This is a genomic window from Psychroserpens luteus, assembly GCF_015319355.1.
Lineage (GTDB): Bacteria > Bacteroidota > Bacteroidia > Flavobacteriales > Flavobacteriaceae > Psychroserpens > Psychroserpens luteus.
The window spans coordinates 59,591-73,585 of the sequence record NZ_JADILU010000002.1 but is presented as its reverse complement, the minus strand read 5'-3'; the positions used below and the strand labels follow the sequence as shown (position 1 = coordinate 73,585).

At 30.6% G+C, this 13,995-nt stretch carries 16 protein-coding genes; 11 read left to right on the top strand and 5 right to left on the bottom strand.

Features of this window, described 5'->3' with window-relative positions; translation table 11 throughout:
* Window positions 1-4: 4 nt before the first annotated feature.
* From IM744_RS03920 to IM744_RS03870, 11 genes are all read left to right on the top strand, one after another.
* A complete protein-coding gene (locus IM744_RS03920) occupies window positions 5-466 on the top strand; it encodes a YcxB family protein (protein WP_194506802.1) in 462 nt (153 codons plus the stop codon).
* A 1-nt stretch (window position 467) separates the two neighbouring features.
* Entirely contained in the window at window positions 468-923 is a 456-nt protein-coding gene (locus IM744_RS03915; RefSeq protein WP_194506801.1) for a M23 family metallopeptidase, read from the top strand.
* A gap of 129 nt (window positions 924-1,052) precedes the next feature.
* Complete coding sequence (locus IM744_RS03910) at window positions 1,053-2,513, top strand: potassium/proton antiporter (RefSeq protein ID WP_194506800.1); 1,461 nt, start codon at window positions 1,053-1,055, stop codon at window positions 2,511-2,513.
* Between the two features lie 144 nt (window positions 2,514-2,657).
* On the top strand, window positions 2,658-2,855 hold the full coding sequence (locus IM744_RS03905; protein ID WP_194506799.1) for a hypothetical protein: 198 nt from the start codon (window positions 2,658-2,660) through the stop codon (window positions 2,853-2,855).
* Window positions 2,856-2,872: 17 nt separating this feature from the next.
* Window positions 2,873-4,111 (top strand): DUF1015 domain-containing protein, encoded by a 1,239-nt coding sequence (locus IM744_RS03900; RefSeq protein WP_194506798.1) that lies wholly within the window; start codon window positions 2,873-2,875, stop codon window positions 4,109-4,111.
* Window positions 4,112-4,155: 44 nt separating this feature from the next.
* The gene (locus IM744_RS03895) at window positions 4,156-4,710 is read left to right on the top strand and encodes a hypothetical protein (RefSeq protein ID WP_194506797.1); all 555 of its coding nucleotides are present in this window, start codon (window positions 4,156-4,158) and stop codon (window positions 4,708-4,710) included.
* Window positions 4,707-5,378: a YggS family pyridoxal phosphate-dependent enzyme gene (locus tag IM744_RS03890; protein ID WP_194506796.1), complete on the top strand. Its 672-nt coding sequence runs from the start codon at window positions 4,707-4,709 to the stop codon at window positions 5,376-5,378. The genes IM744_RS03895 and IM744_RS03890 overlap by 4 nt, the downstream gene beginning before the upstream one ends.
* 110 nt (window positions 5,379-5,488) lie before the next feature.
* Window positions 5,489-6,859 (top strand): exonuclease domain-containing protein, encoded by a 1,371-nt coding sequence (locus IM744_RS03885; protein WP_194507375.1) that lies wholly within the window; start codon window positions 5,489-5,491, stop codon window positions 6,857-6,859.
* Between the two features lie 21 nt (window positions 6,860-6,880).
* Window positions 6,881-7,747, top strand: coding sequence for an ion transporter (locus IM744_RS03880; protein WP_194506795.1), 867 nt, complete (start codon window positions 6,881-6,883; stop codon window positions 7,745-7,747).
* A 12-nt stretch (window positions 7,748-7,759) separates the two neighbouring features.
* Window positions 7,760-8,689: a tRNA (adenosine(37)-N6)-dimethylallyltransferase MiaA gene (miaA, locus tag IM744_RS03875; RefSeq protein ID WP_194507374.1), complete on the top strand. Its 930-nt coding sequence runs from the start codon at window positions 7,760-7,762 to the stop codon at window positions 8,687-8,689.
* Between the two features lie 70 nt (window positions 8,690-8,759).
* Entirely contained in the window at window positions 8,760-8,951 is a 192-nt protein-coding gene (locus IM744_RS03870) for a cold-shock protein (protein WP_119029192.1), read from the top strand.
* Between the two features lie 69 nt (window positions 8,952-9,020).
* Here IM744_RS03870 and IM744_RS03865 read toward each other — a convergent pair whose 3' ends face one another.
* The 5 genes from IM744_RS03865 to IM744_RS03845 all read right to left on the bottom strand — a co-directional run bounded on the left by IM744_RS03865 (window position 9,021) and on the right by IM744_RS03845 (window position 13,943).
* Window positions 9,021-9,731: a response regulator transcription factor gene (locus tag IM744_RS03865; RefSeq protein WP_194506794.1), complete on the bottom strand. Its 711-nt coding sequence runs from the start codon at window positions 9,729-9,731 to the stop codon at window positions 9,021-9,023.
* Between the two features lie 3 nt (window positions 9,732-9,734).
* Complete coding sequence (locus IM744_RS03860) at window positions 9,735-11,315, bottom strand: sensor histidine kinase (RefSeq protein ID WP_194506793.1); 1,581 nt, start codon at window positions 11,313-11,315, stop codon at window positions 9,735-9,737.
* A 63-nt stretch (window positions 11,316-11,378) separates the two neighbouring features.
* Entirely contained in the window at window positions 11,379-11,978 is a 600-nt protein-coding gene (coaE, locus tag IM744_RS03855; protein ID WP_194506792.1) for a dephospho-CoA kinase, read from the bottom strand.
* Window positions 11,975-12,940, bottom strand: a complete 966-nt coding sequence (locus IM744_RS03850; RefSeq protein ID WP_194506791.1) for a CdaR family protein — start codon at window positions 12,938-12,940, stop codon at window positions 11,975-11,977. The genes coaE and IM744_RS03850 overlap by 4 nt, the downstream gene beginning before the upstream one ends.
* On the bottom strand, window positions 12,930-13,943 hold the full coding sequence (locus IM744_RS03845) for a glycosyltransferase (protein WP_194506790.1): 1,014 nt from the start codon (window positions 13,941-13,943) through the stop codon (window positions 12,930-12,932). Before IM744_RS03845 ends, IM744_RS03850 begins: the two co-directional genes overlap by 11 nt.
* Between the last annotated feature and the right edge of the window lie 52 nt (window positions 13,944-13,995).

The window sequence follows — 13,995 nt, the reverse complement described above, 5'->3', positions numbered from 1 at the left end:
TTTTATGATAAAAACCAAACCTTATAATTTAACAAAAGAAAAATATACAGCTATTGTTATTGAAAAAAGGTTTAAAAAATCTTGGTGGCTTTATTTGTTAATGCTATTGATATCTACATTTAATTTCAATAAATTTGGTAAGGATAGTTTCTCGACATTTATTATCATTTTTGGTTTTGCTTATCCTATAATTGTTTTCATTTATCTTTATTTCTGGTCAAAATCAAAAAGTAATGATATTCTTTTTGAAACCATTAATATGTCATTTGATGATTCAAACCTTTATTTTGAGAGAAGTGGAACTGAATCTAAAATCCCTTTACGTAATATCAAAAATATTATTTCTAGAAAGGATTATTGGATGCTATATATTCAACAAGGTAATTTTATATATGTCCCGAAAGATGTTTTCTATTCAAAAAATGACTTTAGTGACTTTAGCAAGCTATTAATGATACAAGAATAATATGATCCGACTTCTTATATTTTGTAGTCTGTGTATTATAGTAATTAGCTGTAAACAAAAAGACACATCTGTAAATGAAGTTACAAGCCTTCCCGAAAACATAGATATTATAGTTAATAAAATTCCAATTTCCGAAGAAAAAACAGATGACATCAAACTCTTTGAAGAGAACCCTAACTTCGCTTTTAATGGTTTTGATTTCCCTATAGGAAAACCAAATGCTCGTGGATACTACAATGCTCAAAAATTTAAAGAAAATAATCATTTAGGTGATGATTGGAATGGTGTTGGTAGTGGAAATAGTAATTTGGGTGATCCAATATATTCCGTAGCAAATGGTTATATTAGTGAAGTAAAAGATTATGAAGGTGGTTGGGGAAATGTGGTGAGAATTGTTCATTTACACAATGATAAACTCTATGAATCTTTATATACGCATTTTGGCTGTAATGCATGATCAACTCCGAAACAACTTTGTGTAAGTTGACAAAGTGAGGGTTACTAAAAGAGAATACACCACACAATTTCACCAACTTCCTTGACGAGAAACAATACCAATGTAGAATAAGATATAAGAGGAAAAAGAATGAACTTAACAATCGAAAATATACTATTAATTGGCTCACTATTGCTTCTTGTAAGTATTATTGTAGGTAAGACTTCTTACAAATTTGGTGTTCCTACCTTATTACTTTTTATGGTAATTGGAATGTTGGCAGGTTCTGACGGTATTGGTGGTATCCGTTTTGACGACCCAAGACTTGCGCAATTTATTGGTATTGTATCACTTAACTTCATTTTGTTTTCAGGTGGACTTGACACCAATTGGACAGACGTTAAACCCATTCTCCGAGAAGGGATTCTATTATCAACATTAGGTGTTTTATTAACAGCGGTTTCTCTTGGTACATTTGTATGGTTTATTACAGATTTTACCATTTATGAGAGTTTACTATTAGGTTCGATTGTATCTTCAACAGACGCAGCTGCAGTCTTTTCAATTCTACGTTCAAAAAACCTAGCACTAAAAACTAATTTAAGACCAACTTTAGAATTGGAAAGTGGAAGTAACGATCCAATGGCGTATGTGTTAACTATTGCATTTTTAACTTTAGTAATCAATCAAGACCAAAGTTTTCTCTCTATAATTCCATTGTTTTTACAACAAATGATTTTAGGAGGCATAGCAGGTATTGCCTTTGGAATATCTAGTAAATATATCATCAACAAAATCAAACTTGACTTTGAGGGGCTCTACCCTGTATTGGTTATCACATTGATGTTCATTACATTTTCAGCTACCGATTTTGTGGGTGGCAATGGGTTTCTTGCCATTTACATTTGTGCGGTTTATTTAGGCAATCAAGACCTAATACATAAAAAAACCATTTTAAAAATGTTTGATGGTTTAGCGTGGCTAATGCAAATTGTTCTGTTCCTTACATTAGGCCTACTTGTTTTTCCTTCTCAAATTATTCCATATATGGGCATTGGACTACTCATTTCAGTGTTCCTAATAGTTGTTGCACGACCTTTAGGCGTATTTATTAGCCTAATGTTTTTCAAAATGAAACTGAAAAGAAGATTTTATATTTCTTGGGTTGGGTTACGTGGTGCTGTTCCGATTGTGTTTGCTACTTATCCACTTTTGGCAGGAATCGATAAAGCACATATGATTTTTAACATTGTATTTTTCATTTCAGTGACATCAATATTAATCCAAGGAACTACGCTTTCTATTGTTGCAAAATGGTTAAATGTGGCATTACCTGAACAAGCAAAGAAATTAACCGCAACAGATTTGCTATTATCAGAAAATCCCAAAGCTGAAATGAAAGAAATTTTGATAACTTCAGACTATAGTGCGGTAGATAAGAAAATTGTGGAATTAGGGTTTCCAAAAAATGCAATAATTGCAATGATTATAAGAGATAATAATTATATAACACCAAACGGAGCAACGAAAATTAAAGCGCAGGATACTTTGATAGTTCTCGCAGACAAACACAATGTTTTTGATGAAGTTTATAAAACACTTAAAATATAGAAAGAAAGCACAGTAGCTAACAATGTATAAGCGTAATGCTGGCTAAAGTAATAAATTTGAAACGAATTGAATATAAAAACTGTATAGGTAAACTGAAAGTGAAGCGCTTTTAATCCTGCACTACGCTTATACTAAACCGGTGATATGATGTTAGTGACGCAAGATACATTCATAAAAAAAGGAGAGCAAATTGCGACTATTGGGAATTGCAATGGTACATATTTGGTACATTTGCTTTTAGAGATTAGAAATGAAATAGGATTAGATATAGGTCCTGGATATTCTACAGAAACAACAGGCTATTTAGATCCAACAGATTTTATATATAAAAATAGAAATTGAGAAATGTAAAGTAATATATGGCAAAAATACTTCCATTTAAAGCAGTACGACCAACACGAGATAAAGTCAGTTTAGTGGCTTCTCGTTCTTACCAAACCTATACGCAAGCAGAGCGTGAGGCTCGTTTAAATTATAACCCGTTTTCATTTTTACATATAGTAAATCCTGGTTATAAATATGATCGAGAAATAACAGGTACAGAACGTTATCAACTAGTGAGGAATCGTTATTTAGAATTTAAAGAGGATAATGTATTTGTTCATGATGAAATTCCAAGTTATTATATTTATAAAATTGTAGATCGTGACAAACAAGTGTTTAATGGTATTGTTGCAGCTGCAAGTGCTGAAGATTATGAAAAAGATTTTATCAAAAAACATGAAGACACGATTGAGTATCGAGAACGAATTTTCAAAGACTATTTAAAAACCGTTGGCTTTAATGCAGAGCCTGTACTCCTCACCTATCCTGACAATCAAGTGATTTCAAAAATCATTAAAGAGTTACAAAAAGAACGTGCTGAGTTTGAATTCACGACAACCTATCGAGATACACATTATCTTTGGAAATTAGAAAACTCAGACATCATCGCAACTATACAGAAAGAATTTGAACAGATGCCAACCATTTACATTGCAGATGGTCACCATCGTTCTGCCTCTTCATATTTGTTATATAAAGATGAAAAAGAGCAAAACCCTAATCATACAGGACTGGAATCTTACAATCAATTTATGACGTTTTTAATTCCGGAATCTGAATTGCGTATTCACGAATTTAATAGACTCGTTAAAGATTTAAACGGATTGACTAAAGAAGAATTCTTGATTCAATTGGATACGATTTTCCGAATAGAAAATAGAGGTATTATGCCTTATAAGCCATCAAAAAAACATCATTTCAGCATGTATTTAGATGGTGAATTTTATTCTTTATATCTTCGGAAAACAGGATACAATTTTAAAACATCTCTTGATGCTTTGGATCCGCAAATTTTATATAATACTATTTTGAAACCTATTTTAGGTATTGAAGATTTACGTAACGATATTAGAATTAATTACATCAACGGAAAGAAAGATGTCATCAATGTTAAAAGCGCTATTGACTCTGGTGAATATGCGGTTGGATTTGGCATGGTTCCTGTTGACATTAACGAAATGAAACACATTGCAGACGACGGACTTAAAATGCCACCAAAGAGCACATTTATTGAACCTAAGCTGAGAAGTGGTGTGACTATTTATGAGTTTTAACCTAGTTCCTGCGAAGGCAGGAATCTCTTATTTTTATTGAAAAAATGAAATACAAACTTACTTGCATACTGATATTTTCTATCTTAATATATTCTTGTAAATCATCTAATATTAATGAAAAAGATAATTATTATGTAGGCTCTTGCTCTTCTTACAGAATAGGAACAGAAAGACAAATAACTTGGTCTTATGTTCATATCAAAGAAGCTGATGTAAAATTGAATCAAGTGAGATATTGTACACATAATCCAAGTGTGGTTAGTCAACTTTTGTATGAAGAACTTGGTCATTGGGATGGACTTTATGTTGATAAAGAAAAGAAATCAGTTATAATTTTTTGGAAAGATCAAAAAATAGAAGGCATAGATAAAAAATTCACTTATGGATTAACATCTTATCATGATGTTTTATCTTCTGTAATTGTTTATGATGAAAATGATAATGACATGTTGGCTCAAAATTCGGAATACAGAGAGATTCTATTAGATAATTTCAAAAAGCGAATTAACTCTTATGATACTGACAACAAATCTGAATATCATTTAGTTGCAAGACATGAATTAGCTCCAATTTACAAACAATTATATAATTTCAAATGAACATAAAACAAAACCTAAACGACATAAAATCGCAACTCCCAAATCAAGTCACACTGGTTGCAGTTTCTAAAACAAAACCAATTAGTGATTTAATGGAAGCTTACGATGCTGGTCAGCGTATTTTTGGAGAGAACAAGATCCAAGAAATGGCAGATAAGTATGAGGAAATGCCAAAGGATATTGAGTGGCATATGATTGGTCATGTACAACGTAACAAAGTCAAATATATGGCTGAGTTTGTGAGCTTAATTCATGGTGTGGATAGTTTTAAATTACTCAAAGAAATTAATAAGCAAGCTTTAAATCACGATAGAACAATCAACTGTTTACTTCAAATAAAAATCGCTGAAGAGGATAGTAAATTTGGAATGTCTTTAAATGATGTAAAAGATATGTTGTCTTCGGAAGACTTTTCAGAATTAAAAAACGTTAAGATTAAGGGACTCATGGGAATGGCAACATTTACTGATGATAACAATCAAGTTAAACAAGAATTTGAAAGACTCAAAACTATTTTTGACGATTTAAAACCAATACAAAAAAGTAATTGCGACCTGCAAATTATCTCAATGGGTATGAGTGGTGATTATAAATTAGCAATTGAGTGTGGAAGTAACATGATTCGTGTAGGAAGTAGTATATTTGGTGTGCGAAATTATAATAATTAACGATTGATTTTAATTTTTAAATTTCCGAAGAAAAAAAACATAAATATTTTGAATAATCAAATCTCGCTTAGCGCCTCTGCGACTTTGCGAGAACATAGAAAACATACATTATCTACGCAATACTAGACATAGAAACCACTGGTGGAAAATACAATGAAGAAGGCATAACAGAAATTGCCATTTATAAATTTGATGGACATCAAGTAGTCGACAAATTTATTAGCCTTGTAAATCCTGAACGAGAAATTCAACCTTTTGTTGTTAACCTTACAGGTATTAACAGCAATATGCTTAAAAGCGCTCCAAAATTTTATGAAGTGGCTAAACGTATCGTTGAAATTACAGAAGATTGTATTATCGTTGCTCATAATTCGCAATTTGATTATAGAATCTTACGCACAGAATTTAAGCGATTAGGTTTTGTTTTTAAACGAAAAACATTGTGTACAGTAGAACTTTCAAAACAATTAATACCTGATCAAGCATCATATAGTTTAGGTAAATTAACACGTGCTTTAGGGATTCCTGTAAGTGATAGACATCGTGCCAATGGAGATGCTATGGCAACCGTAAAATTATTTAAAATGTTATTATCTAAAGATTTAGATAAAAATATTATTAAAGATAATGTCAAACTAGACATCACTAAACGAATAAACAATACACATAAAGCTATAATTGATGGTCTGCCTGCTGTTACTGGAGTGTATTATATACATGATGAAAATGGTGAAATCATCTATATTGGTAAGAGTAAAAACATAAAACACCGCATCAATCAACACCTCACTAATACAAGTTCGAAATCTAAGAAACTTCAATTGCACGCAAGATCTGTAACCTATGAAACTACAGGAAGTGAGCTTGTTGCATTATTGAAAGAAAGTGAAGAAATAAAACGTAATAAACCTATTTACAATCGTGCTTTAAGACGTACCGTATTTACTCATGCGCTTTATAGTTTTAAAGATAGTAATGGCTATATCAATTTAAGAATAGACAAAACGACTGTAGATGAAAAACATATTACCACTTTTAGTAATATGCAAAGTGCTAAAAGTTTTATGTTTAGAGTTGTTGAGCAATTTTCGCTTTGCCAAAAACTAACAGGACTCTATCCTACCAAAACAAATTGCTTTAATTACACTATTAAAAGTTGTAATGGCGCTTGCATTAGTGAAGAAACTCCTGAAGACTACAATAAACGTGTTGAAGAACTCATAGCAAAAAACAGTTATGACAACAAGAACATGGTCATTATAGATCAAGGTAGAGAAATCGATGAGAAAAGTGTAATTTACATAGAAAACGGTGTATTTAGAGGTTTAGGTTTCTATGATTTAAACCATCAAATTAATAATATTAAAGTTTTAGAATCTATTATTACACCAATGGAAAATAATAGAGATACTCAACATATCATTCAAAGTTATTTGAGACGTAATAAAAGAGTTAAAACAATGCAACTTAACACTAAATAAAGTTTTAGTACATTTGATTTAATGAGTACTAACAATACAAATAGCAACTGGAAAGATAAACTTCATGAAATAATTTATGAAGCAGATACACCTGCAGGAAAGTTATTTGATATTGTACTCCTTATTTTTATTGTAGCCAGTATAGCATTAGTTATGCTAGAAAGTGTTCATACAATTGACAAAAATTATCATAAATTTCTTTATTATGGAGAATGGGTAGTTACCATTTTATTTTCTATTGAATATATAGCAAGAGTGATAACAGTACGTAAACCTTGGAAATATATTTTTAGTTTCTACGGAATTATTGATTTCCTCTCCACCATACCAATGTACATATCCTTTGTTTTTGCTGGTTCACATGCATTAGTAACTTTAAGAGCATTGAGATTACTTCGTGTTTTTAGAATTTTAAAAATTGCTCGTTACTTGGGCGCATCCAATCAGCTTAAAGATTCTATAATTGCCAGTCGTGTAAAAATTGCGGTATTTTTATTCGCAGTAGTGATCTCATCTGTCATATTTGGAACTATCATGTATTTGGTTGAAGGTGAAGAAAACGGATTTACAAACATTCCAAAAAGTGTCTATTGGTGTATTGTAACCCTTACGACAGTTGGTTTTGGAGACATTGCTCCTCAAACTGCACTTGGTCAATTTATAACTTCTATCATTATGATTTTGGGTTATGGTATCATTGCAGTGCCTACAGGAATTGTTTCTGCAGAATATGTGAGAAGCACAAATAAAGCAGATAAAGAAAAAGAACAAGGTAAACAACCTGAAGAAATTCAACTCAATACTCAAAGTTGTAGCAACTGTCATGCTATGGATCACAAAGACAAAGCAAAATACTGTCACAGTTGCGGACATAATTTACACCTTTAAACCTCAAAAGTCATCTCTACAAAACAACCAATACTCATCTCTATCGTTGGTCCTACCGCTATAGGAAAAACTGCACTTAGTATTAAACTTGCTAATCATTTCAATACTGAAATTATTTCGGCAGATTCAAGACAGTTTTATCAAGAGATGCAAATAGGAACTGCAGCTCCTACTCCAACAGAGCTTGCTGCTGCACCTCATCATTTCATAAAACACATTTCGGTAGAAAACTATTACAATGTTGGAGCATTTGAAAAAGATGCAATCGCATTACTTAAAGAACTCTATACAAAACATGATGTCGTAATTATGGTTGGTGGTTCTGGTTTATATGTCAATGCTGTTACCAAAGGTTTGGACGAACTTCCTAAAGTAGATCACGATCTAAGAGACGAACTCAATAATAGATTTAAAAATGACGGACTTGAAGGTTTACAATTTCAGCTAAAAGAATTAGATCCAAAAGCGTATGGTACGATTGCGATTGATAATCCGCAACGTTTGATAAGAGCGTTAGAAGTTTGTTTATCTAGCGGTAAACCTTACTCTTCTTTTTTAACTTCGGAAAACAAGAAAAGAGATTTTGAAACCATAACTATAGGATTAACTGCAGATAGAGACATTATTTATGACCGAATTAATAGACGTGTAGATATCATGATGAAAGAAGGTTTGCTGGGAGAAGTAGAGGCTTTACTTCCGAAGAAAAACTTAAATGCATTAAAAACTGTAGGTTATAAAGAGTTATTTAATGTCTTGGATGAGCAATGGACTTTAGATTTTGCAATTTCAGAAATAAAGAAAAACTCAAGACGATTTGCAAAACGTCAATTGACTTGGTTTAAAAAGAGTGAGAAAACAATTTGGTTTGACTATGAAACTGATATTGAAGACATTATTAATATTTGTAATGATCAAATTAATAGTTTGAAAAAAAAATAGTTTTTAAATAAAAAGCTTATTTTTAAATAAATAACACTACATTTGCGACTTAATTAATTTAATATATATTATGAGTAAAGGTACCGTAAAATTCTTCAACGATTCTAAAGGATTTGGATTTATCACAGAAGAAGGAAACAACAAAGAACATTTTGTACACATTTCAGGTTTGATCGACGAAGTTCGTGAAGGTGATGAAGTTGAATTCGATTTAACAGAAGGTAAAAAAGGATTGAACGCAGTAAACGTAAAAGTTATCTAATATTTCGATATTTTTTAATAAAAAAGCCAATCATAATGATTGGCTTTTTTTTTGTGTCTATAATTTAGCTTAAGCATCTTGGTTTACTACCAATCTAAATCCTTCTCCATGTATATTTAATATTTCTACATTAGGATCTAGCTTTAAATATTTTCTAAGTTTAGCGATATAAACGTCCATACTTCTAGATGTGAAGTAATTGTCATCTCTCCAAATTTTTGTCAACGCCAATTCTCTTGGCATTAAATCATTTTCATGAAGCGCTAACATACGTAACAATTCATTTTCTTTTGGTGATAATTTAATAGGATCTTTACCATCACACTTTAAAAATCTTAGTTTTGAGTTTAAATCAAATCTTCCAATTTTAAATTCAAATTGTTTGCTGTCTGCAATAGTATCTGTTGCTTTGCGCTGTATGATTGCTTTAATTTTCATTAAAAGCACTTCGCTATCAAATGGTTTATTTAAATAATCATCTGCACCAACTTTATAACCTTTAAGCACATCTTCTTTCATGGCTTTAGCTGTTAAGAAAATAATTGGAACATCAGTATTTTTCTCTCTAATTTCTTTTGCGAGAGTGAAACCATCCTTATAAGGCATCATGACATCTAAAATACAAAGGTCATAATCGTCTTTTTTGAATTTCTCGAAACCTTCCATTCCGTTTTTTGCATGAACAACGTCATAATCGTTCATGTTTAAATAGTCTTTTAATACAGTTCCAAAATTTGGATCGTCTTCAACTAAAAGTATTTTCTTATTTTGCTCTTCCATAATTTATGATATTAATGGTAGTTTTATTGTAAATATACTACCTTTTCCTTTTTCACTTTCTACTGATATATGACCTTGATGGTCGTCAACAATTCTTTTTACATAAGCCAAGCCTAAACCGTGACCTTTTACATTGTGTACATTTCCTGTATGTTCTCGATAAAATTTCTCGAACACTCTTTTTTGAACTTGTTTAGACATCCCATTACCTTGATCTGCTATTTTAATGAGAATGCTGTTTCCAACATTTTCAGTGTAAACATCTATCTTAGGTTCTCCTTCACTATACTTAATTGCATTATCTAAAATATTAACAATAACATTGGTAAAGTGCGTTTCATTGGCTAACACAGAAGACTTACCTGCTTCTAAATGCGTTTTCACATAACCGTTACGATCTTCTACTAATAATTCTACATGAGTAATCGCATCTTCAATTAAGTCGTTAAGCTCTACTCTTTCCTTACTTATATTAAGTTCGTTTTTTTCTAATTTAGAAATACGTAATACATTTTCAACTTGAGCATGCATACGTTTATTCTCTTCTTTAATCATTGTTAAATAACGCATGACCTTTTCTTGATCACCTATTATTTTTGGGTTTCTAATAGAATCTATTGCCAAATTGATAGTTGCAATAGGCGTTTTAAACTCATGTGTCATATTATTAATAAAATCTGTCTTAATTTGTGAAATTTGACGTTGCTTTACTAATTGATAGATTGCACTAGAATAGGCTAATATGATGATGATTGTAAATATTATTGACAACACAATCATGCCTAATATTGAGGACAATAAATACTTTTTACGTTCTGGAAAATCCACATAAAGAGAATAATTACTTCGACTCTCATTATCTAAAAAAACAGGAATTCCTATTGTTGATTTAGGAGTAAGCTCAAAATTATCTGATCGTATTTTCGTTGATAAATCCTTATCATAAATAGCATATTCAAAAGCTGTTTTTATACCACTTAATAAAAATTGAGATTCTAATAACTCTAAAACTTCTTCGTTAGAAATTCGTTTATAAACAGGATAATTTTTATATACTGCTCTATAATCTTTTTTATAAAAAATGCGTCCTAACTCATCCATCGTACTATAATCTTTTGATGTTTGAACAGGTTGTAAATTAATTTGTCCGTCAATAGGACTGTGATCAAAAACATTTATCTCGCTTTGGCTGATAAATTTTTTAATATTTATACTGTCTGTACCTATACCAATGTCAAAGAACAATGATGGAGCTTTAAAGCTTTCTTCAGTAATAGTGCTTTTAAATTGAGTTGATTGATTTGTCTCTTCATTAAATGATTCAAAAATCAAAAGTCTTCTAATTTCACTACTATCTGGTGTTTTACCACTTTTTGTAACTTCTTTGTAAAGTTTATCATAACTAAGAAGCTCTTTGTCTTCAATAGCTTTTGATACTAAACTAAGAGAACGAAACACATCTGAAGTAAATTGTTTTTCTTCGTTTTTTAATGCGTTATTAATAAAAAATGCTTGTACGAAAATAATCCCAATAAGTGATAAACTCATTAAAACCACCAGTAAAACGAATAGCTTTTTCTTCATCATCCAAATTTAATATTTTAACATTTAGGATGATTGCTGTTTAACCTTACATTAACACAACTGTTAATTTTTAAGATTTTTGATGCGTTTTAAGATAATTTGATGCGTCTTTATTACTTGATTTCTAGTATCCTCTAAATTATCATTAGTAATTACAAAATGAGATTTTTTTACTTTCTCCTCATCACTCATTTGATTATTAATAATAGATTCTATTTTTGACTTGCTAGAGTTATCTCTTTTTATGACACGGTTTATACGCTCATCCAGATTGGCTGTCACAGTAATTATAAAGTCAAAATCGGCTTCTTTATTGTGTTCAAAAATAATAGCAGCTTCTTTAATAACATACTCAGATTTTTGTTTTTTCATCCATCTCTTAAAGTGAGCAGCTACTTTTGGATGGACGATAGCATTCATTTGTTGTAAGTACGTCTTGTCACTAAAGATTTTTGATGCTATAAATGGTTTATTGAGCTCATTATCAATATATGCATCATCACCAAACAATGCAATTAATTGTCTTTTAATGACTTTAGATCTCACCATTAATTTTTTAGCTTCATCATCTGCTATATAAACAGGTATGTTTAGCTCTTTAAAAAAGTTAGCTACTGTAGTTTTTCCACTACCAATTCCTCCTGTAAGTCCTACAACTATCATTTTATGATGTATTCTACTTTATGTTGTTTCATTCTAGCCGATTTTACTTTAGCTGAATTTACGATAAGTTTAGGTTTAAAAAATGATTGACCAGATTTTATTACATCATTATAATCACATTCTATAATGAAATCTAATGGCTTTATTTCTTTATAATCATTGAGACTTAGGTAGTATGCTACTTTTATATGCTTCGGAAAGTAATTAATCTCAACGTTATTAGGCAAATTTAATATCGTTATAGGAATATCAAACGTCCCTTCTGTAAATTTCTCTACTTGAGCAGTTACATTGATGTTTGATTCTGAAAGTTTTAATCGATCAGAAGAATTTGAAAACTCTAAATCTAAATTTGTATTGATATTCGTTTTAATACTCTCAAAATTAAAAGCTTTTGTTTCTACGTAATCGATGTTATCAATCTCTTTTTGTGCCCCAATAATATTAACAGAATCGGGAGTGATTTCTAAACCATTCAACGTATCATAACCAGGAGCAAAATTAATTTTAGATTTTAAAATCACTGGCACCTTTTTAACGCTCAATGTTCCAAAAGGCAATAATAAAGTATCTGGCTTTACTGAAACAATCTTTATATTTTTACCTAAAAGGTCTTTCAAATCATAAATTCCTTTATCTGCCAACCACACGTAACTATTACCTTTGATATATGTGTTTTTTTCAAAATCTAATTGATAATCTTTATTATAAAAATAATAAGATAAGAGTTTAAAGCCATGAGCAGAAACAGTGACATTTACTTTTGGAACACTATCTAATGTAATAATGTTTTTCTCGGGAAGATTCTTGTATTGAATATTAAACGAGATGGTTTCAACATAAGTATCTGATAGTTTGGTTATAACCAAAATTAAAAAAGCCAATAAGAAGAAAAGCCCAAAAACATTAAGCTTTTTACTTTTTACTGATTGCCCTAATTTAGTTTGTAACCTATTTAACATCTTTAAAGAATAAATTTGGGTAATGCTCTTTGGGATTTCTATTCAAAATACCAATAGCAATTGTAGATTTAAGAAAACCATATCCATAGCCAAAAAACTGTATAAAAATAGCTAATATAGATTGAATTGCTATGGTTATACTCTTATTAGCGACCAATGATAATATAAAAGCTAAGAGTAGATAACTTCCGTAGAGAAATAAAGGGACTTGAAAACCAAATAAGAATAACAATACAGATATTATAAAACCTAATAAAAATACAGTTGGAAACCAATATGTTATTCGCTTTGTGTTAGGATGCCACTTATTTAGTATTGGTCTAACCATACCAAACTTATGAACTTGTTGGTAAAACTTTTTCCATGAAATACGACGTTTATGATATACATAAGCCTCTGTAATTAATACTGTTTCATAACCAAGATTATTAAGCCTAATCGATAAGTCTGGATCTTCTCCAGGATGAATTAAACCAAAACCTCCAGAGTCCTCAAAAGCTTTCTTAGACAAACCCATATTAAAACTTCTTGGCTGAAATTTATCACCAGAGATTTTACCACCTCTAATACCTCCTGTTGTGATAAACGATGTCATAGCAAAGTTAATTGCTTTTTGAAGGTTAGTAAAAGAAGGATGTGCAGCATCTGGTCCTCCAAAACAATCAACATAGTTAGAAGATAGGTATAGGTTAACCGTTGTTAAATAATGTTTTGGTAATAAACAATCTGAATCTAAAATTATAAAGTAATTTCCTTTAGCCATAGACATTCCATAGTTTCTAGAATCACCAGGTCCTGAGTTAGGCTTAAAATAGTAAGCTATATTTAATATAGATGAGAAACTATCAATTACCGATTTACAATCTGTAGTTGATCCATCTTCAATAATGACAATTTCAAAAGAAAAATCACCTTCTAAAGTTTCAAAACTACTTAAAAGTTCTTTGACTTCATCAGGTCTATTAAATACTGGGATTATAAATGAAAAATGTAATGCACTCATACCTTACAAAGGTAAGTAAAGAAAATAAAAAAGCCACCCAAAGGGTGGCTTT

Excerpts from the sequence above, each read along its gene's own strand:
- IM744_RS03910 (WP_194506800.1), top strand. The coding sequence starts at position 1,053 with ATGAACTTAACAATCGAAAATATACTATTAATTGGCTCACTATTGCTT.
- coaE (WP_194506792.1), bottom strand. The coding sequence starts at position 11,978 with ATGATAGTTGTAGGACTTACAGGAGGAATTGGTAGTGGAAAAACTACA.
- IM744_RS03870 (WP_119029192.1), top strand. The coding sequence starts at position 8,760 with ATGAGTAAAGGTACCGTAAAATTCTTCAACGATTCTAAAGGATTTGGA.
- IM744_RS03845 (WP_194506790.1), bottom strand. The coding sequence starts at position 13,943 with ATGAGTGCATTACATTTTTCATTTATAATCCCAGTATTTAATAGACCT.
- IM744_RS03895 (WP_194506797.1), top strand. The coding sequence starts at position 4,156 with ATGAAATACAAACTTACTTGCATACTGATATTTTCTATCTTAATATAT.
- IM744_RS03865 (WP_194506794.1), bottom strand. The coding sequence starts at position 9,731 with ATGGAAGAGCAAAATAAGAAAATACTTTTAGTTGAAGACGATCCAAAT.
- IM744_RS03880 (WP_194506795.1), top strand. The coding sequence starts at position 6,881 with ATGAGTACTAACAATACAAATAGCAACTGGAAAGATAAACTTCATGAA.
- IM744_RS03900 (WP_194506798.1), top strand. The coding sequence starts at position 2,873 with ATGGCAAAAATACTTCCATTTAAAGCAGTACGACCAACACGAGATAAA.
- IM744_RS03890 (WP_194506796.1), top strand. The coding sequence starts at position 4,707 with ATGAACATAAAACAAAACCTAAACGACATAAAATCGCAACTCCCAAAT.
- IM744_RS03915 (WP_194506801.1), top strand. The coding sequence starts at position 468 with ATGATCCGACTTCTTATATTTTGTAGTCTGTGTATTATAGTAATTAGC.
- IM744_RS03920 (WP_194506802.1), top strand. The coding sequence starts at position 5 with ATGATAAAAACCAAACCTTATAATTTAACAAAAGAAAAATATACAGCT.
- IM744_RS03860 (WP_194506793.1), bottom strand. The coding sequence starts at position 11,315 with ATGAAGAAAAAGCTATTCGTTTTACTGGTGGTTTTAATGAGTTTATCA.
- IM744_RS03905 (WP_194506799.1), top strand. The coding sequence starts at position 2,658 with ATGATGTTAGTGACGCAAGATACATTCATAAAAAAAGGAGAGCAAATT.
- IM744_RS03850 (WP_194506791.1), bottom strand. The coding sequence starts at position 12,940 with ATGTTAAATAGGTTACAAACTAAATTAGGGCAATCAGTAAAAAGTAAA.